Source organism: Herbaspirillum sp. SJZ107, assembly GCF_006715485.1.
Classification (GTDB): Bacteria; Pseudomonadota; Gammaproteobacteria; order Burkholderiales; family Burkholderiaceae_D; genus Telluria.
The window spans coordinates 596031-613314 of sequence record NZ_VFNH01000003.1 but is presented as its reverse complement, the minus strand read 5'-3'; the positions used below and the strand labels follow the sequence as shown (position 1 = coordinate 613314).

Genomic DNA, 17284 nt, shown 5'->3' with positions numbered 1-17284 from the left:
ACTTGCCCTCCGGGACATTCGGCCCGGAGGGCTTTTTTGTTTCGAGGATGCTATGCCAATCGAACCATATCTGGACTTGAGTCTCCTTTTGCTGGTTTGCATTGCTGCCATCAATGATCTGGCGACGCGCCGCATTCCAAACCGGTTGTTGCTGACCGGCCTGGCTTGTGCCCTGTTATTGCATCTGCTCTCTGCAAGCCCTGGCGCATCCGTGCTGAAAGCATTTTCCGGCATGGGGGTCGGCTTCGCGATATTTCTGCCGTTTTATCTGCTGCGCGGCATGGCGGCCGGCGACGTCAAGCTGATCGCCGTCGCGGGGGCATTCATTGGTCCTGAGGAAGCATTCGAGGTCGCCGTGCTGACGTGGTGCGTCGGCGGCGTCATGTCACTGTGCGTCGTGCTGATGAATGGCCGCCTGCGGCTGGCCTTTACCAACATCCGCTACCTGTTATCCGGCTTCATGGTACCGGGCATCCATATGACCGACATGCCGCTCCAGCAGAGCGCCGGTTCCATTCCATATGGGCTGGCCATCGCGGTCGGCACGATCACGGTCCTGCTTCGTCACTACGGTTGAGTCTGCCTTTGGCAAAGCGCAAGGGTGGACTGGAAGGCGGTCGCTAGAATCAATCCGACCTCTTTCAGAAAACATGAAGGTTTCTAGGGGATTCCGATGTTTGAAACGCTATCGACAGGCAATACCGCGACGGCCTCGCGCACGCTCCAGGGCAGTATGGCGGACGCATCGGACGTCATGCCGATCCTGCCCCGCCAGGCCAAGACAGTGCGCGACACCGGTCTCGAGCCGCGCTTCGTGGCGGACCTGGTGCTCAAGGCGATCGAGGCCAGCGGCAAGGCGCCGCTGCCGCTCCTGGCGGGCAAGCTGCGTCTCTCGATCAGCGTGCTGCGCGAGGTGCTCAACCCGCTGATCGCCGAGCAGCAGGTGGACGTCGCCTGGTGCGGCGAATCCGATATCGACATGCAGTACCAGTTGACCCCGATCGGGCAGCGCACCGCCGCTGACGCGCTCGCGCGTTGCCGCTACGTCGGACCGGCGCCAGTGACGCTGGCAGCCTACCGTGCGATGGTCGAACGCCAGGCGCTGCGCCATGCCGATGCCGAGCGCATTACCCCTGCCCAGCTCGCGGCCGTGCTCGGCGAGGATGGCCTGGCAGCGGATGCGCGCGCCACGCTGGGCGCCGCGCTGTACGCACGGCGTTCGCTGCTGCTGTATGGCCCATCGGGCAGCGGCAAGACCCAGCTGGCACGCAAGCTCGGGCGCCTGTTGCCCGGGGCGATCGCCGTGCCGCATGCCCTGATCGTCAGTGGCCAGGTGATCCGCTTGTTCGACCCTGCCATCCACGTCGCACCTCCGCCGTCGGCGCGCGGCAGTACCCAGGAAGAGCGCCGCAGCAGCGATGCCCGCTGGGCGGTGTCGCAACGGCCGCTGGTCCACGTCGGCGCCGAGATGGCCCGCGAGACGCTCGAGCTGCGCTACGACGCCGAACAGGGGGTGTACCACGCGCCGCCGCACCTGCAGGCCAACAACGGCATGCTGGTGGTCGACGACGTCGGCCGCCAGCGCATGCCGGCCGCCGAGCTGCTCAACCGTTTCATCGGCCCGCTCGATGCCGGCACCGACCAGCTGGCGCTGCAGGGTGGCCAGACCGAGATCGTGCCGTTCGACGCTGCCGTCGTGTTCGCGACCAACCTGAATCCGGCCATGGTGTTCGACGACGCCGCACTGCGCCGCATCGGCTACAAGACCGCCATCGGGGCGTGGTCGCCGAATGCCTATCGCACCCTGTTGCGGCGCCAATGCCGGCTGCGCCGCATCGACTACGACGAAGGCGCAGCCGACCACCTGGTCGAGCGCCTGCATCCGCAGTCCGGGCGTGCGCTGCTGGCCTGCTACCCAGGCGAACTGCTGGACCGGGTCGCCGATTTCGCCGGCTTTGCCGGCAGCGAGGCGCGCCTGACGATGGCGGCAGTCGAGCAGGCCTGGCGCAGCATGTTCATTGCCAGCGACGTGGAGGCTTGAATGAAGAACAAGCGTGCTCTCATCCTGATGGTAGTTGCCATCCTGTTCGGCCTCGCCGCGGTGGTGTTCGCATCGCGCTGGTTGCTGACCCAGCCGGGCGGCGCGAACGGCCGCATCCTGGTGGCCAGTGCCGACATCAGCCTCGGCCAGCGCCTCGCGCCCGAGATGTTCAAGCTGACCGAGTGGCCGTCCGGCAGTCTGCCGAAAGACGCGTTCACCGATCCACAACGGCTCAACGGCCGTGTCCTCAAGAGCAACCTGGTCATGGGCGAACCGGTTACCGAAGCCAAGCTGGCGCCGGCCGGCACCCTGGGCGGTTTGTCCGCCCTGATCACCGAAGGCAAGCGTGCGATCACGGTGCGCGTCAACGACGTGATCGGGGTCGCCGGCTTCGCGCTGCCGGGCAACTACGTCGACATCATCGTCAGCACCCAGAAGGACATGCAGCCCGGCGCCGAAGGGCGCGAGCAGAGCATTTCGAAGATCGTGCTGGAACGGATTCTTGTACTGGCGGTCGCGCAGGAAGTCAGCCGTGACGAGACCAAACCGAAGGTCGTCAATGCGGTCACGCTCGAAGTCACGCCGGAACAGGCCGAAAAACTCGATCTGGCGCGCAGTGTCGGCACGCTGTCGCTGGCCCTGCGCAACCAGGTCGACCCGCAGTCGGCTGCGACCGAGGGTGCCACCAAGGTGACGCTGCTGCCGCCGGCAACGCCGGTGCCGCCGAAGCCGGCCCCGAAGCCCGTGCCCAGGCCGGCCGCGGCACCGCGTCCGGTGGTGGTCAAGGCGGCGGCACCGGTGCGGCGCGATTGCGTCAGCGTATTGAACGGTCTGCGCATGACGCAGGAATGCTTCTGAATCTATCCCGGGGTGAGGCCATGAACGCAAGCCTGATGCAAACACCGATGTTCCGCTGCCTGGTCGCCGCTGGCCTGGCTCTGGCGGCCGCCGGACCCGCGTGCGCAGCCAAGGCCAAGGCGCAGAACGTGGACGAGACGGCCCAGGCGGCGCCGGCGCGAACCGAAGTTGGCCCTAACTGCCAGGGTACGGCCGCCAGGCCGGCCCAGCTGGCCCTGCAGGTCGGCAAGTCAAGCCTGATGCGCCTGCCCGAGGTGGTCCAGCACCGCAGCGTCGGTAATCCGGCCGTGGTGCAGGCGCTGCTGGTGGCACCGGACACGCTGTATATCGCCGGCGTCGACGTCGGCACCACCAACATGATCGTGCAGGGCCGCAGCGGCGTGTGCAGCATGCTCGACATCACGGTCGCGATCGATCCCGCACCGCTGCAGGCCACGCTGGCGGCGGTCATGCCCGAAGAGCGCGACATCAAGGTCATGGCGGCAGCCGACACGCTGGTCCTGAGTGGCAGCGTGAGCGACGCCGCCGCCGCCTCGCGGGTTGTCGAACTGGCCAACGCCTACGTACGCCGGCCCTTGCGCGCACTGGCCGTGCCCAAGCCCGACAAGGAAGAAACCGAATCCAAGGATGCCAGCGCCAGCGCCACTCAGGCGGCCAGTACCCGTATCGTCAACCTGCTCAATGTGAGCGCCCCGCAGCAGGTCCAGCTCGAGGTCAAGGTCGCCGAAGTGTCCAAGACCCTGCTCGAGCGCCTGGAAGCCGGCGCCGCCTGGCGTTTCGGTTCCGGCAGCTGGGCTGCGACGCTGGCAACGGATTTCATCAGCGGGAAAGCCAGCAGTACCCTCAACGCCACCAAAGGTGTCACTAACGGCGTCAAAGCCGCGGCCGAACGCCAGGACGGCCTGGTGCGCATCCTGGCCGAACCGAACGTGATGGCGATCAGCGGTCAGGAAGGCACTTTCCTCGCGGGCGGCAAATTCTACATACCCGTAGCCCAGGATAACAACCGGGTCACGCTGGCCGAGAAGGAGTTCGGCGTCGGCCTGCGTTTCACACCGACCGTGCTCTCCGGCGGCCGCATCAACCTGCGTGTGGCGCCGGAGGTGTCGGAATTGTCGCGCGACGGCATCGGTATCTCGGTCAACGGCTTTAATGGCGTGGCAGTGCTACCGGTCGTGACCACGCGCCGCGCCAGCACTACTGTTCAGCTGTACGACGGCCAGAGCTTCGCGATCGGCGGCCTGGTCAAGAACAACCTGGTGTCCAACCTGAAAGGCTTGCCGGTGCTTGGCGAAGTGCCGATCCTGGGCGCGCTGTTCCGCAGCACCGATTACCAGCAGGACCGCACCGAACTGGTATTCGTGATCACCGCACGCCTGGTCAAGCCGCTGCCGGGTGCAGGCTATGAACTGCCGACCGACAAGATCGGCGTGCCGTCGCGCGGCGCGATCCTGCTCGGCGGACGGCTGGATGGTCCTGCACCCGAAACCACCAGCGCCGCCCAGTCCGCACCGGCGCTGGTGCCGCCCGCGTCGCACAGCAGCGGCGGCTTCGAACTGAAATAGGAGGCGAGAATGACGATCCGACGCAATCTGCCGGTGCTGCCGGTGTCGCTGGCGCTGCTGCTGGGCGCGACGCTGCAGGGCTGCAGTTCGACCCCGCGCTTCAACGACCACTTCGGTGCTGCCATGCGCGCCAATCTTTCTGCCCAGGTCATCAACCCGGCGGCGTCGGCGAATGCCAATCCCGCCATCGGCGTGGACGGCGTTGCCGCCCACGCGGCCCAGGAGCGCTATCAGCGCTCGTTCAAGGACAAGGATACCAGTGCCGACCGTTCGCTGGTCAATGGGAACGGCGCCCAGTGATGCAGCGCGCGTGGCTCCGGCCCGAGCACGCAGCACCGCCCGCACCCAGCATCGATACGATCGCCCGCCGCCCCGAGGAACCCGATGAAAGCCCTCTTGATCAGCCGCGACACCCAGCTTTACGCGGAGATCGCCTCCCAAGGGGCGGCGCGCGTGCCGCCGCTGAATGTCGGCGCCAGCCGCGCCAGCCTGCGTGAAGCGCTCGATCGTCCGCTGGCGGAGGCGCCGGCGCTGGTCGTGGTCGACGTCAGCGACGCCGATGCCGCCGACGGCGACCTCCTGGAACGGCTGACCCGCCATTACGCAGCGGCGCATTTCATGCTGCTGACCGATAACCACCATCCCGAGATCCTGATACGCGCCATGCGAGTCGGTGTGCGCGAGGTGCTGCAACTGCCGTTGCTGCACAGTGCCCTGCATGAAGCGATCGACCGCATCGCCGCCAGCGCCGGCGTGGCGTCGGTCCACGACGGCAAGGTACTGGCCTTCATCGCCTGCAAGGGCGGCAGCGGCGCGACCTTCATCTCGACCAATTTCGGCTACGCGCTGGCGACCCTGGCCGACAAGAAGGTACTGCTGATCGACCTGCACCGCCAGTTCGGCGATGCCACGCTGTACGTCTCGGACCAGAAGCCGGTCATGACGCTGGCCGACGTCTGCCAGCAGATCGCGCGTATCGACGGCCCGTTCCTGGATTCGTGCCTGGTGCACGTGGCACCCGGCTTCGGCGTGCTGGCTGCCGCGGACGATCCTGGCCAGACCAGCGAGGCCAAGCCCGACCACATCGACACCATCCTGCGCGTCGCGCGTCAGCATTACGATTACATCCTGCTCGACGTCGGGCGCCAGATCGACGCGGTTTCGCTGCGCGCGCTCGACAGCACCGATGCGATCTATCCGGTGCTGCAGCTGGCCTTGCCCGACATCCGCGATGCGCGCCGCCTGCTGGATATCTTCCGTTCGCTAGGCTACCTCACCGACCAGATCCGGCTGATCGTCAACCGTTACGAAAAAGGCGGCAAGCTGCGCCTGCAGGACTTGAACGCAGCGCTCGGCGCCGAGGTGCTGCACACCATTCCCAATGATTATGTCGCTGTCACCGATTCGGTCAACCAGGGCATCCCGGTGCTGCAGCTGGCACGCGGCAGCGCCGCCGCGCGCAGCCTGGCCGACCTGGTCGAGATCGTGACCGAGCGCCGTATCGTCGAATCCAGGGGCGGTCTGTTCGACCGCCTGTTTGGACGCGGCGAAGGCGATTATTAACTCTCCAAGGAGCCGTCCATGTCCCTGCGCGAGCGCCTGTCCGGAACGGACGAGGAACGCCAATACCAAGCCATGCCTGTGGTAGCCCAGCACGCCTACCAGGAGCTGAAAAAGACGATGCACCAGCTGATCCTCGACAGGATCGATCTGGAGCGCCTGAAGCGCCTCACCACCGAGCAGTTCAAGCACGAGCTGGCGCTGCTGGTACAGCGCATCGTCGAGGAAGAACGCATCGTGCTGAACCAGCAGGAGCGCCATAACCTGGTGCTCGACATCCAGCACGAGATGCTGGGCTTCGGCCCGCTCGAGCCGCTGCTGAACGATCCGACCGTGTCCGACATCCTGGTCAACACGCATAACAAGGTGTACGTCGAACGGCGCGGCCGCCTCGAGCTCACCGACATCGCCTTCCACGACAACGCCCACCTGATGAAGATCATCGAGAAAATCGTCTCGCGCGTCGGCCGCCGCGTCGACGAGTCGAGTCCGATGGTCGATGCGCGCCTGCCTGACGGCTCGCGCGTCAATGCGATCATCCCGCCGCTGGCGGTAGATGGGCCACTGGTCTCGATCCGCCGCTTCGGTGCGACACCGCTCACGGTGCAGAACCTGCTCGACTACAAGAGCGTCACGCCGCCGATGGTCAAGGTGATGGAAAGCCTGGGCCTGGCCAAGGTGAACATCCTGATTTCGGGCGGCACCGGCAGCGGCAAGACCACCATGCTGAACCTGATCTCCGGTTTCATCCCCGGCAACGAGCGCATCGTGACGATCGAGGACGCGGCCGAGCTGCAGCTGCGCCAGCCGCACGTGGTACGCCTGGAGACACGCCCGCCCAACATCGAGGGCAAGGGCGAAGTCACGCAGCGCGCACTGGTCCGCAACTCGCTGCGCATGCGCCCCGACCGCATCATCCTGGGCGAAGTACGCGGACCCGAAGCGCTCGACATGCTGCAGGCGATGAACACCGGTCACGAAGGCTCGCTGGCGACGATCCACGCCAACACCGCGCGCGACGCGCTGGCGCGACTGGAGAACATGGTCGGCATGGCAGGCGTGAGCCTGACGCCGCGCGCGATCCGCCAGCAGATCTGCTCGGCCATTACCGTGATCCTGCAGGCCACGCGCCTGACCGACGGCACGCGCAAAGTGGTCAGCATGCAGGAAGTCACCGGCATGGAAGGTGACATCATCTCGATGCAGGAAATCTTCCGCTTCGAGCAGACCGGGGTCGACACCGACGGCAAGGTTCAAGGCCATTTCTGTGCCACCGGCGTGCGGCCGCGCTTCGCCGATCGTCTCAGGATGTTCGGCGCGCCGGTGCCGGAAGATACCTTCGACCCGGACCGTATCTTCACCTAGCCGGCAGCTGCCGCGGAGTCTCGCATGGACATCCTGTTCTACGGTTTCGTCGTCTTCCTGTTCGCTGCCGTCATCCTCGGCATCGAAGGCGTGTACCTGTGGTGGATAGGCACGCATGGCGCGGCCGCACAGCGGGTGGCGCGCCGCCTGCAGCTGATGTCGGGGACCGCAGGCCGCTCCGAGCGCATCTCGATCCTGAAGCAGCGCCGCTTCGCCCGCAACGACCTGGCCGACCGGCTGCTGCACCGCATCGCGCTGGCCCATCGCATCGACCGGCTGCTGGTGCAGTCGGGGGGCAAGTGGTCGGTCCAGAAGTTCCTGCTGTGGTCGGGTACGGCGCTGCTCGCAGGCGCTTTCCTGACTGCGCAGTGGCCCTTGCCGTGGGCGCTGCGCATCGGGCTGGCGCTGCTGTGCTCGATCATCCCCATGTTGCTGGTCAAGCGCGCGCGCCGGCGGCGCCTGGCGCGCATCGAGCAGCAGTTGCCGGAGGCCGCCGATTTCATTGCACGCGCGCTGCGCGCCGGCCACTCGTTCACCAACGTTCTGCAAATCGTCGGCAACGAGCTGCCGGAGCCGCTCAGCGCGGATTTCCGCATCACCCGCGAGGAAATCAACTACGGCGTGCCGATGGCCGAAGCGCTGCACAACATGGCGGCGCGGATTCCGCTGACCGACCTGCGCTACCTGATCATCGCCGTCCTGATCCAGCGCGAGACCGGCGGCAACCTGGCCGAAATCCTCACCAGCATCAGCCACATCATCCGCGAACGCCTGAAGCTGGTGGACAGGGTGCGCGTGCTGTCGGCCGAAGGCCGGATGTCGGCCTGGATCCTGGGCCTGCTGCCGTTTGGCGTGGGCGGCATGCTGGTGCTGACCAATCCGGACTATATCGGCATCCTGTGGACCGACCCGACCGGTATCAAGCTGGTCTGGGCCGCGCTGATCATGATCGTCATCGGCGTGCTCTGGCTGCGCAAGATGATCCGCATTCACATCTGAGGAGCCGTCGATGACAAGCGCACAGTTACTGTTCCTGTTGATCGTGTTCGCGGTCGTCTGCGGCCTGGTGGGCGTGGGCATGATGCTGTTCGCGCCCGGCGCCCTGCAGGCGCGTCTGGCCAGCTTCAAGGGCGGCACCGACGACAGCCAGGCCGACCGCAGCAGCTGGACAGAGCGCGTCGCGCGGGTGGTGCGGCCGCTGAGCCGGCTGTCGGTGCCGGAAGAGGGCTGGGAAAAATCGCCGTTGCGTACCCGGTTCATGAACGCCGGCTGGCGCAACCCGTCGGCGCCGGCGCTGTACTTCGCCTCCAAGACCATGCTGGCACTGTGCCTGCCGGCCCTGGCCGGCATCGTGCTGGCCTTCAAGCCGGCGCCCACGGCCAGTACCAACGTGCTGCTCCTGCTGCTGATGGCGTCCTGTGGCTACTACCTGCCCAACGTGGTGCTGAGGCGCATGGTCGAGCGCCGCAAGCGCGAGATCTTCGAAACCATCCCCGATGCGCTCGATCTGCTCACCGTCTGCGTCGAGGCCGGCCTGAGCCTGGAGCGTGCCATGGTCAAGGTCGCGGGCGAGATCCACATCAAAAGCGTGACCCTGGCGCAGGAATTGCAACTGGCTCTGATGGAAATGCGCGCCGGCTTCAGCAAGGAGAAGGCGATGCGCAACTTCGCCTTGCGCATCGGCCTCGACGACGTCGATTCGCTGGTGGCCATGCTGATCCAGTCGGAGCGCTTCGGCACCAGCATCGGCGATGCCCTGCGCGTGTATTCCGACAACCTGCGCAACAAGCGCCGCATGATCGCCGAGGAAGCGGCCGCCAAAATCGGCCTGAAACTGCTGTTCCCGCTCATCTTCTGCATCTTCCCGACGCTGCTGATGGTGCTGGTGGGTCCTGCGGGCATCCAGCTTCGGCGCGTGTTCAGCGCCGTCGGCGGCACCAATTGACATGAGTGGAGAGTCTTATGCGTACCCGAATCCTTTTGAGTGCCTTGCCCTTGCTGTGCAGCGGCGTCCTGCTGGCCGGCTGCGGCAGCGCGCTGCTGCGTGAGGACGCGGCGGCACCCGTCATGTCGTCCGCCGACGACGCCTATCTGCGCGGCCGCAACCTGCACCTCGAGCGCCGCTATGGCGAAGCGATCGCCGCTTACCAGGCCGCGCTGCAGGCCAATTCCGGCCATGTCAACGCCAACAACGGCCTGGCGATCGCCTATGCCGAGCAGCGCGACTTCGCCAAAGCGATCCCGATCTGGCGTGCGCTGACCCAGGGCGCGCACATGGGCTCGGGACGGGCTACCGCGTTCCTGTTCGGTAACCTGGGCTACGCCTATTTCCTGGCCGGTAACTACGACGAAGCCCAGGTCGCGCTCGAAAAGGCCTGCCTGCTCGACCCGCTCAACGCGCGCTCGTGGCAGTACCTGGGCGAGACCCTGCAGAAGCTCGGCCAGGACGAGCGCGCGCGCCAGATGCTGAGCCAGGCCAGCGCCCTGCGCGAGCACGATTTCCAGGCCGACTATGCAGCGGCCGGCGGCGGTAGCCGCATGCCCGTGCTCGAGCGGGCGGTGCAAGCCACGCAGGCGGTACAGGCGCAGCCGGACCAAGCATGGGCGTTCGTCGAAGTGACCCGGGCATCAAGCGGCGTGCTCGAACTGCGCCGCGTGCTGCCCTCGGCACCGGCGCCGAAAGCGCCGCCGCCGTCGCTGCCGGATCCGGCACAGCCGGCCATTGTCGCCGCGCTCGAGATCAGCAACGGCAACGGACGCCCGGGCATGGCCAGGCTGGTGTCGCGCCAGATCCGCGATCCCGGCGTGAAAATTGTGCGCCTGAGCAACGAAAAGGGGTACAAGGTGCGCCAGACCCGGATCGAATACCAGCCCGCCTTCCGCGAGCTGGCCGAGCGCCTGGCACGGCGCTTCGGCGCCGCCGCCCCGGTCGAAGTCAGGATGGCTGGACGCGCCGACGTGCGCATGGTGATCGGCCACGACCTGGCGCCGCAGCGGCTTGCCTACCGGCCGGGAGCCGGCAGCGCCACCGCCATGGCAAGTACGCCTTGATGCGGGAGTGACTTTTTTGCAACGATATCGGGCGCCAGACTTAGCCGAAATTGGGAATAATTGAACTTCAATAAATTCGGGAGAATTGCCATGACCTTTACTCGTCGTTTCCAGTCCGCCATTGCTCAATCCGTTATCGCCGGCACCCTGCTGGTCTCGGTCGTCGCCTGCGCCCCGACCGCCACCCGTGAAGGCACCGGCGAATACGTCGACGATTCCGTCATCACCGCCAAGGTGAAAGCCGCCTATGCCGCCGACCCGACGGTCAAGGCGACCCAGGTGCAGGTGGAAACCTTCAAGGGCACCGTGCAGCTGAGCGGCTTCGTCGACTCGCCTGAGAGCGCCCGCCGTGCCGTCGAACTGGCACGCGGCATCAAGGGTGTGAAGTCGGTCAAGAACGACACGGTCGTCCGCTAAGGTCCGCATTACCAGAAAAACAGGCGGCCAGTGCCGCCTGTTTTTTTATTTCACGTTTCGGCTCACTGCCAGCTGACCTTGCCGAAGCCGTTGGTGGTGGCATTGCGCGTCGCCGGCTTGCCATACACGGTGGCCGAACCCATACCGCTCATGCTGATGTTGGCGGCGGTCCTGGCGAACACGCTGGCACCGCCCAGGCCCGACATGTCCAGGTCGACCGTATCCGCACGCAGCCCCTGCGCATCCAGCCCGCCGATGCCGCCCAGGTGCGCGCGCAGCAACCGGGTCCTGCCGCTGACCGTGATGTGGCCGGCGCCGCCCAGGTGCAGCTCGACCCGTTCCGCCTGTCCCGGATCGAGCGTCAGGCCGCCGACCCCGCCCAGGCGCGCATCGACGTCGCGGTACTGCCCCGTGAACCGCACCGCGCCGGCGCCGTCCAGCGACAGGGTCACGCGGTTGCCGCTGAAGCCCGACAGCTCGCTCGAGCCGAGGCCCTGCGACACGAATTCCTGCAGGTTCGGCACCGTCAGGTCGGCGCGCAGGTCGCCGGCACTGCCGTTGACGCGCAGGTTGTCGTCCATGTCGATGACCAGCGTGTCGCCGCGCTGGACAGTCTTGATCTTCGCCAGGTAGCGGCGTTCGCCGGACAGTACCAGCGACGGCGGTCCCTGGCGCAGGTTGAGGCGGATGACGCCGCCCAGGTGGACTTTCGAGACGGCGGCGTCGATGTTGCGGGTTTCCCGCACGACGTCGTCGGCCACGGCGCCGTGCATCGCCAGCGACAGGGTGGTGGCCAGCAGGGCGCTGCCGAGGATATTGTTCATGGGATGTCTCCAGTAGTGATCGCTTGTAGCCACTATAGGCACGCCCCACAGCTCCGGCAGCGCAATTGCGACAGGCTGCGCCATCGGCGGCATGGAACGTCATATCCGGCGGTTTCAGGCGTGCAGCGCGTCCCACGCCAGCCCGAACCTGGCCAGGTATTTCTTGAGCCGGTCGGCATCGTTCGGCTGGCGCTTGGCCTCGCGCGAGACGGCGAACAGGCTGCGTCCCGCCTCCGACAGCGACTTCGATGCGCGGCACACGCGCACCACCGCCTGCAGCTGCAGCGCATCGAAGCGGTCGAGCTGCGCCGCCGCGGCCTCGCCCAGCAGCGTATCCAGATCGACCGCATCGCCGTCCCCGGCCTGCAAGCCGTCCGCCGGTCCGGCAACGGCCGGCTGCCACAGGCGCGCCAGGCGCAGCGCTTCGGCATCGACGATCTCGCCGGTGATGCGCCCGACCTCGGCCAGCGTGGCCATGCGCGTCACCGAAGCCGACAGGTCACGGAAGTTGCCGCTCCAGCGCGCCTGTGCCGACATGGCGAAGCGCATGTAGCGGTCGCGCGCCTCCTTGTTGAAACGGACCATCTGCCCATGCTCGGCGCCGAACGCGCGCAGCAGGTAATCGATGTTCGGCTCGATGTCTTCGCGGCGCTCGGCCAGTCCGGGCAATTCGTAGGTCCACAGGTTGATGCGCGCGAACAGGTCGTCGCGGAAGCGCCCGCGCGCGACTTCGCGCGCCAGGTCGCGGTTGGTGCCGGCGATCAGCTGGAAATCGCTGTGCACCTCATGGTCGGCGCCGACCGGCAGGAAGCGCTTTTCCTCGATCGCCTTGAGCAGCATGGCCTGCTCGTCCAGGCCCAGTTCGCCGATCTCGTCCAGGAACAGCAGGCCCTTGCCGGCACTGCGCAGCAGGCCGGCGCGCTCGCTGGCCGCGCCCGTGAAAGCGCCCTTGACGTGGCCGAACAGCGTCGACGCCGCCCCGTCGCCGTGCAGGGTGGCGCAGTTGATCTCGACGAACCTGCCGTCGAGCTGGCGCCGCGCCTTCTTCAATTCATACAGGCGCCGCGCCAGGAAGGACTTGCCGGCACCGGTGGGACCCATCAGCAGCATCGGCGCGCGCGACTTGATCGCCACCCGATCGATCTCGTCGATCATCGCGTTGAAGCGAGGATTGCGGGTCGCGATGCCCGATTTCAGGAAAGCCACGCCTTCCTGCTGCTCGTGCGAAAAGCGCTGCGCGATCTGGTCGTACTTCGACAGATCGAGGTCGATCAGCGCAAACGAACCCGGCGCGCCGGGCGCATGGCGGCGCGGGGGCGAGGTCTGCAGCAGGCGCCCGGGAAAATAATTCGCCTCGGTCATCAGGAACATGCAGATCTGGACCACGTGGGTGCCGGTAGTGATGTGGACCCAGTATTCCTCGCGCTCGGGATCGAAGGGGTAGTCCCTGGCAAAATCGAACAGCGCACTGTAGACCTGCTCGAAATCCCAGGGGTCGTCCAGCGCCAGCGTGTGCGGCACCACCTGGGTTTCCGGCGACACCGCCCCCATATCCTCGATCACCTGCCGCACCAGCCCCTCGTAGCCGCGATTGCACAGCAGTTCGAAACGGTCGATGACCACATCCTCATGCTGGGTGAGGGCGACGGACGGCCGCCACTTTTCCCAGCGCGCGCTGCCCTTGCCGCTGTCGAGCTGGGTCCCGACGAAACCGATCACGACGATTTTCTTGTTCTTCATTTTATAAAGGTTTATACGGTCGTATAAATTCTGAATATTCCATATTGGAATCCAAGATCGTCCCTGTCAACCCTCGTGAAACATTTTTGCTTGCCAATCAAGCACTTGGCGTTCCCACCGGCTGCCGTCCAGGCGCTGGCACGCCGCTTGCAAAAGAGAAGGAGCAAACAAGATAAACGAGATCAACGAGAGGGAGAGCGATCATGGGCTGGATTATCAGCGTCGGCAGGGCCGGCAGCGCAACGCAACAAAAAAACGCACAGACAGGCGACCAGGTCGTGTCGGTCAGCATCGACGTACAAGGCGTACCGGCCCGCATCAAGGTGTTCGACGACGCCGGCGCAATCCCGGCCTGGCAGGCACGGCGCATCTGGCGCAACCTGCTGACCACGCTGGCCGATACCGAATAAGTCACAGACAAGCAATGCAGTCGACACGAGAGAACACGATCATGAACCAAGCATACAAAGACCAGCACTACGATACCCTCGAGGTGGCCGGCGGCCGCCCGGTCAAGATGTGGACCCGCGGCGTCCCGGTCGAAGAAGAAGCCAAACAGCAGCTGGCGAACACCGCGCGCATGCCCTTCATCTACAAGCACATGGCGGCCATGCCCGACGTCCACCTGGGCAAAGGATCGACCATCGGCAGCGTGATCCCGACCCTGGGCGCGGTAATCCCGGCCGCGGTCGGCGTCGACATCGGCTGCGGCATGATGGCGGCCAAGACCACGCTCGCTGCACGCGACCTGCCGGACAACCTGGGACCGCTGCGCAGCGCGATCGAGCGCTCGGTGCCGCACGGGATGTCGCCCAAGACGCGTGGCTTCAAAGGCCGCGACAAAGGTTCGTGGGACACGCCGCCGCAGGCGGTCGACACGGCCTGGATGGCGCTGAAGGACGAATTCGACGTCATCTGCCAGAAGACCCCGAAGCTGAAGAACACGAATAACTACAAGCACCTCGGCACGCTCGGCACCGGCAACCACTTCATCGAGATCTGCCTCGATGAAGAAGGCTTCGTCTGGTTCATGCTGCACTCGGGCTCGCGCGGCGTCGGCAATGCGATCGGCAGCCATTTCATCGAGGTGGCCAAGCAGGACATGCGTACCCACATCGCCAACCTGCCCGACAAGGACCTGGCCTACCTGAAGGAGGGTACGCAGCACTACGACGACTACGTCGAGGCGGTCGGCTGGGCGCAGAAGTTCGCGCGCATGAACCGCGAAGTCATGATGCGCAACCTGATCGCGGCCGTGCGCACGGTGATTCATAAACCGTTCGAGACGCACCTGGAAGCGGTGAACTGCCACCACAACTACGTCCAGAAGGAGCAGCACTTCGGCCAGGAAGTGCTGGTCACGCGCAAGGGCGCGGTGTCGGCGCGTGCAGGCGAGCTGGGCATCATTCCGGGCTCGATGGGCGCGAAGAGTTATATTGTGCGCGGCAAGGGCAATCCGGACAGCTTCCACAGCTGCAGCCACGGCGCCGGGCGCACGATGAGCCGCACCGAGGCCAAGCGCCGCTACTCGGTCGAGGACCAGGTACGCGCCACCGAGGGCGTCGAATGCCGCAAGGATGCCGCCGTGATCGACGAGATCCCGATGGCCTACAAGGACATCGACGCCGTGATGCAGGCGCAGAGCGACCTGGTCGAAGTGGTGCATACGCTCAAGCAGATCGTATGCGTGAAGGGGTAAAGGAGATGGGGATGATCGAACTGGATGGCGCATTGGGCGAGGGCGGCGGCCAGATCCTGCGCACGTCGCTGACGCTGGCCATGATCACCGGTCAGCCGTTCCGCATCAAGCGCATCCGCGCCAACCGCAGCAAGCCGGGCCTGATGCGCCAGCACCTGGTGGCGGTGCAGGCCGCCGCCCAGGTCTGCGGCGCCGACGTGAGCGGGGCAAGCCTCGGCAGCCAGGACCTGGAATTCATTCCGGGCACGCTGCGCGGCGGCGACTACCGCTTCGCGATCGGCAGCGCCGGCAGCTGCACGCTGGTGCTGCAGACAGTGCTGCCGGCGCTCCTGCATGCCGAGGCGCCGTCGACGCTGCGCGTGTGCGGCGGCACCCACAACCCGATGGCGCCGCCGGTGCAGTTCCTGCAGCGCGCCTGGTGCCCGCGCATGGCCGAGATGGGCGCGCAGATCGACCTGCAGCTGGCGCGCTTCGGCTTCTATCCGGCCGGCGGCGGCGAAGTGGTCGCCACGGTCCAGCCGTGTGCCCGACTGGCGCCGCGCGAATGGATGACGCGCGGCGAGCGCAGGCAGGGGTATGTCGAGAGCTTCACGGCCGGCATCCCGGCACGCGTCGCCCAGCGCGAACTCGAGTGCGTCGGCCAGGGCATGAACTGGGGTGACGACCAGCTGTTTGCGCGCCGCCTGCCCGACGAGCAGGGGCCGGGCAATGCGCTGATGCTGACCCTCGAGTACGAGCACGTGACCGAAGTCTTCACCACCTTCGGCGAAAAGTCGGTCACCGCGGAAAACGTCGCGCGCCAGGCGGTCGGCCAGGCGCGCCGCTATATCGCCAGCGGCGCCGCCGTCGCCGAATACCTGGGCGACCAGCTGATGCTGCCGCTGGCACTGGCGGGCGGCGGCGGCTTCACGGTAGACCAGGCTTCGCTGCATGCGCGCACCAACGCCCAGGTGATCGAGCTGTTCCTGCCGGTGCGCTTCAGCTTCACGCACCGCGACGGCCTCGATTGCTGCGTGGTCGAGCCGCGCTGACGCCAGGCTGGCCTCAGGCAGCGGTTGGGCGCCAGCCGGCGTCGCGCAGCCGCTTCAGTTCCGGCCGCGGCGGCAAGTCTTCGGGCAGGCGCAATGCCCACACCAGTCCCAGGCGGCGCAGGCCGCACAGCAGCCACCAGCCCGGGTCCCATTCACCCGCGTACAAACCCAGGCGCGCCGATCCCGGAAACGCATGATGGTTGTTGTGCCAGCACTCGCCCATCGTCAGCAGCGACGTGAAGCGGATATTGCGGCCCTGGACCGCAGCGCCTTGTACCTCGTGGTGCATGCTGCCGTGGTTGTGGGCAAAGTAACCGATCAGCCAATGGCCGAGGATGCCGGCCGTCACCCGCGCACACACGCCCCAGACGACAAAACCCCAGCCGCACCAGGCATACAGCAGCAGCGCCGGCGGCAGCTGCTGCAGCATCCAGGTGCGCTCCAGCCAGGCCAGCACGCGGTCGCCGGCGATGCGCGGCTCGAGCACCACGGCCGGTTCGCGCGCGAGCACCAGGTCGCAATGCACCTGCCACCAGAAATCGTGCCAGAATCCGGCGCCGTGGCGCAGGTAAGGATGGCAATCTGGCTGGCGCTGGGCATAGTCGCGCAGTTCGTGCTGGCGCAGCAGGCCGAGTGGACCGGCGAGGCCGACCAGTACCCCGCACCAGATCAGACCATAGCCGAGCCAGGCCGGGCATTGAAAACTGTCGTGGATCAGCTTGCGGTGGCTGCCCAGCGAGTGCCCGAGCAGCAGCACGGCGGCGGTCGACAGCGCAAACAGCAGCAGGCCGCGCCAGCTTGCATACACGACGCCGCCGCCAAGCGCCGCCAGTGCCATCGCACTGAACCAGAGCGATTTTTTCCATGCATAGCGGACCTGACCGTCGACCAGGTCGCGGCTGGAAGTGGCGTGAACGCGGTGCGTGTGCCGGTCGGGCTCCTGCATGCATGACCTCGTGGATGGGTGGGCGAATGCTTGTTCCATAACTTATCCGGCAACGATGCTGCCGTCAAACACTCATGATGTCTTGCACATGTTTGACTGACCCCATGCCTTCCATATATCCACGGAACCGGCCATGCAAGCCGCGCTCTAATGCACATCCAGCTTCCATGACACGCGTTGCGCTTCC

17 protein-coding genes are annotated in these 17284 nt (G+C 66.2%); 14 read left to right on the top strand and 3 right to left on the bottom strand.

Translation table 11 applies throughout. From position 1 onward, the window contains the following. The first annotated feature begins 52 nt into the window (after positions 1-52). The 11 genes from FBX97_RS20860 to FBX97_RS20810 all read left to right on the top strand — a co-directional run bounded on the left by FBX97_RS20860 (position 53) and on the right by FBX97_RS20810 (position 10857). Positions 53-577, top strand: coding sequence for a prepilin peptidase (locus FBX97_RS20860; RefSeq protein WP_141836149.1), 525 nt, complete (start codon positions 53-55; stop codon positions 575-577). Positions 578-673: 96 nt separating this feature from the next. Next, the gene (locus FBX97_RS20855) at positions 674-2041 is read left to right on the top strand and encodes an ATP-binding protein (RefSeq protein ID WP_255517573.1); all 1368 of its coding nucleotides are present in this window, start codon (positions 674-676) and stop codon (positions 2039-2041) included. Beyond that, entirely contained in the window at positions 2042-2899 is an 858-nt protein-coding gene (gene cpaB, locus FBX97_RS20850; RefSeq protein ID WP_141836146.1) for a Flp pilus assembly protein CpaB, read from the top strand. It begins immediately after the preceding gene. 20 nt (positions 2900-2919) lie between these two features. Next, positions 2920-4464, top strand: coding sequence for a type II and III secretion system protein family protein (locus FBX97_RS20845; protein WP_255517572.1), 1545 nt, complete (start codon positions 2920-2922; stop codon positions 4462-4464). A gap of 9 nt (positions 4465-4473) precedes the next feature. Further along, entirely contained in the window at positions 4474-4764 is a 291-nt protein-coding gene (locus tag FBX97_RS20840; protein ID WP_141836143.1) for a hypothetical protein, read from the top strand. A gap of 84 nt (positions 4765-4848) precedes the next feature. Further along, complete coding sequence (locus FBX97_RS20835) at positions 4849-6027, top strand: AAA family ATPase (RefSeq protein WP_141836140.1); 1179 nt, start codon at positions 4849-4851, stop codon at positions 6025-6027. An 18-nt stretch (positions 6028-6045) separates the two neighbouring features. Then, positions 6046-7389 carry a CpaF family protein gene (locus FBX97_RS20830; RefSeq protein WP_141836137.1) on the top strand — a complete coding sequence of 448 codons (1344 nt, stop codon included), beginning with the start codon at positions 6046-6048 and terminating at the stop codon, positions 7387-7389. Positions 7390-7413: 24 nt separating this feature from the next. Then, positions 7414-8388 carry a type II secretion system F family protein gene (locus FBX97_RS20825; RefSeq protein ID WP_141836134.1) on the top strand — a complete coding sequence of 325 codons (975 nt, stop codon included), beginning with the start codon at positions 7414-7416 and terminating at the stop codon, positions 8386-8388. A gap of 10 nt (positions 8389-8398) precedes the next feature. Next, positions 8399-9334: a type II secretion system F family protein gene (locus FBX97_RS20820; protein WP_141836131.1), complete on the top strand. Its 936-nt coding sequence runs from the start codon at positions 8399-8401 to the stop codon at positions 9332-9334. A gap of 17 nt (positions 9335-9351) precedes the next feature. Continuing rightward, entirely contained in the window at positions 9352-10440 is a 1089-nt protein-coding gene (locus FBX97_RS20815) for a LytR C-terminal domain-containing protein (RefSeq protein WP_141836128.1), read from the top strand. 90 nt (positions 10441-10530) lie between these two features. Next, the gene (locus FBX97_RS20810) at positions 10531-10857 is read left to right on the top strand and encodes a BON domain-containing protein (RefSeq protein WP_141836125.1); all 327 of its coding nucleotides are present in this window, start codon (positions 10531-10533) and stop codon (positions 10855-10857) included. Between the two features lie 62 nt (positions 10858-10919). Here the strand turns inward: FBX97_RS20810 and FBX97_RS20805 are convergent, their stop codons facing one another. Continuing rightward, complete coding sequence (locus tag FBX97_RS20805; RefSeq protein WP_141836122.1) at positions 10920-11681, bottom strand: GIN domain-containing protein; 762 nt, start codon at positions 11679-11681, stop codon at positions 10920-10922. A 114-nt stretch (positions 11682-11795) separates the two neighbouring features. Next, on the bottom strand, positions 11796-13421 hold the full coding sequence (rtcR, locus tag FBX97_RS20800; protein WP_141836119.1) for an RNA repair transcriptional activator RtcR: 1626 nt from the start codon (positions 13419-13421) through the stop codon (positions 11796-11798). Positions 13422-13624: 203 nt separating this feature from the next. Here rtcR and FBX97_RS20795 point away from each other — a divergent pair, with 203 nt between their 5' ends. From FBX97_RS20795 to rtcA, 3 genes are read left to right on the top strand one after another with little or no spacing between them, the layout of a single operon-like run. Beyond that, positions 13625-13831, top strand: a complete 207-nt coding sequence (locus tag FBX97_RS20795; RefSeq protein WP_141836116.1) for a hypothetical protein — start codon at positions 13625-13627, stop codon at positions 13829-13831. Between the two features lie 41 nt (positions 13832-13872). Next, positions 13873-15120 carry an RtcB family protein gene (locus tag FBX97_RS20790; RefSeq protein ID WP_141836113.1) on the top strand — a complete coding sequence of 416 codons (1248 nt, stop codon included), beginning with the start codon at positions 13873-13875 and terminating at the stop codon, positions 15118-15120. Next, the gene (gene rtcA / locus FBX97_RS20785; protein ID WP_255517571.1) at positions 15105-16151 is read left to right on the top strand and encodes an RNA 3'-terminal phosphate cyclase; all 1047 of its coding nucleotides are present in this window, start codon (positions 15105-15107) and stop codon (positions 16149-16151) included. The genes FBX97_RS20790 and rtcA overlap by 16 nt, the downstream gene beginning before the upstream one ends. Before the next feature lie 13 nt (positions 16152-16164). Here rtcA and FBX97_RS20780 read toward each other — a convergent pair whose 3' ends face one another. Next, positions 16165-17097, bottom strand: coding sequence for a fatty acid desaturase (locus FBX97_RS20780; RefSeq protein WP_141836107.1), 933 nt, complete (start codon positions 17095-17097; stop codon positions 16165-16167). Positions 17098-17284: the final 187 nt, after the last annotated feature.

Bases quoted from the DNA above. Each gene is read 5' to 3' on its own strand.
- FBX97_RS20820 (WP_141836131.1), top strand. From the start codon at position 8,399: ATGACAAGCGCACAGTTACTGTTCCTGTTGATCGTGTTCGCGGTCGTC.
- rtcR (WP_141836119.1), bottom strand. From the start codon at position 13,421: ATGAAGAACAAGAAAATCGTCGTGATCGGTTTCGTCGGGACCCAGCTC.
- FBX97_RS20780 (WP_141836107.1), bottom strand. From the start codon at position 17,097: ATGCAGGAGCCCGACCGGCACACGCACCGCGTTCACGCCACTTCCAGC.
- FBX97_RS20790 (WP_141836113.1), top strand. From the start codon at position 13,873: ATGAACCAAGCATACAAAGACCAGCACTACGATACCCTCGAGGTGGCC.
- FBX97_RS20830 (WP_141836137.1), top strand. From the start codon at position 6,046: ATGTCCCTGCGCGAGCGCCTGTCCGGAACGGACGAGGAACGCCAATAC.
- cpaB (WP_141836146.1), top strand. From the start codon at position 2,042: ATGAAGAACAAGCGTGCTCTCATCCTGATGGTAGTTGCCATCCTGTTC.
- FBX97_RS20840 (WP_141836143.1), top strand. From the start codon at position 4,474: ATGACGATCCGACGCAATCTGCCGGTGCTGCCGGTGTCGCTGGCGCTG.
- FBX97_RS20845 (WP_255517572.1), top strand. From the start codon at position 2,920: ATGAACGCAAGCCTGATGCAAACACCGATGTTCCGCTGCCTGGTCGCC.
- FBX97_RS20795 (WP_141836116.1), top strand. From the start codon at position 13,625: ATGGGCTGGATTATCAGCGTCGGCAGGGCCGGCAGCGCAACGCAACAA.
- FBX97_RS20835 (WP_141836140.1), top strand. From the start codon at position 4,849: ATGAAAGCCCTCTTGATCAGCCGCGACACCCAGCTTTACGCGGAGATC.
- FBX97_RS20855 (WP_255517573.1), top strand. From the start codon at position 674: ATGTTTGAAACGCTATCGACAGGCAATACCGCGACGGCCTCGCGCACG.
- FBX97_RS20825 (WP_141836134.1), top strand. From the start codon at position 7,414: ATGGACATCCTGTTCTACGGTTTCGTCGTCTTCCTGTTCGCTGCCGTC.
- FBX97_RS20810 (WP_141836125.1), top strand. From the start codon at position 10,531: ATGACCTTTACTCGTCGTTTCCAGTCCGCCATTGCTCAATCCGTTATC.
- FBX97_RS20860 (WP_141836149.1), top strand. From the start codon at position 53: ATGCCAATCGAACCATATCTGGACTTGAGTCTCCTTTTGCTGGTTTGC.
- rtcA (WP_255517571.1), top strand. From the start codon at position 15,105: ATGCGTGAAGGGGTAAAGGAGATGGGGATGATCGAACTGGATGGCGCA.
- FBX97_RS20805 (WP_141836122.1), bottom strand. From the start codon at position 11,681: ATGAACAATATCCTCGGCAGCGCCCTGCTGGCCACCACCCTGTCGCTG.
- FBX97_RS20815 (WP_141836128.1), top strand. From the start codon at position 9,352: ATGCGTACCCGAATCCTTTTGAGTGCCTTGCCCTTGCTGTGCAGCGGC.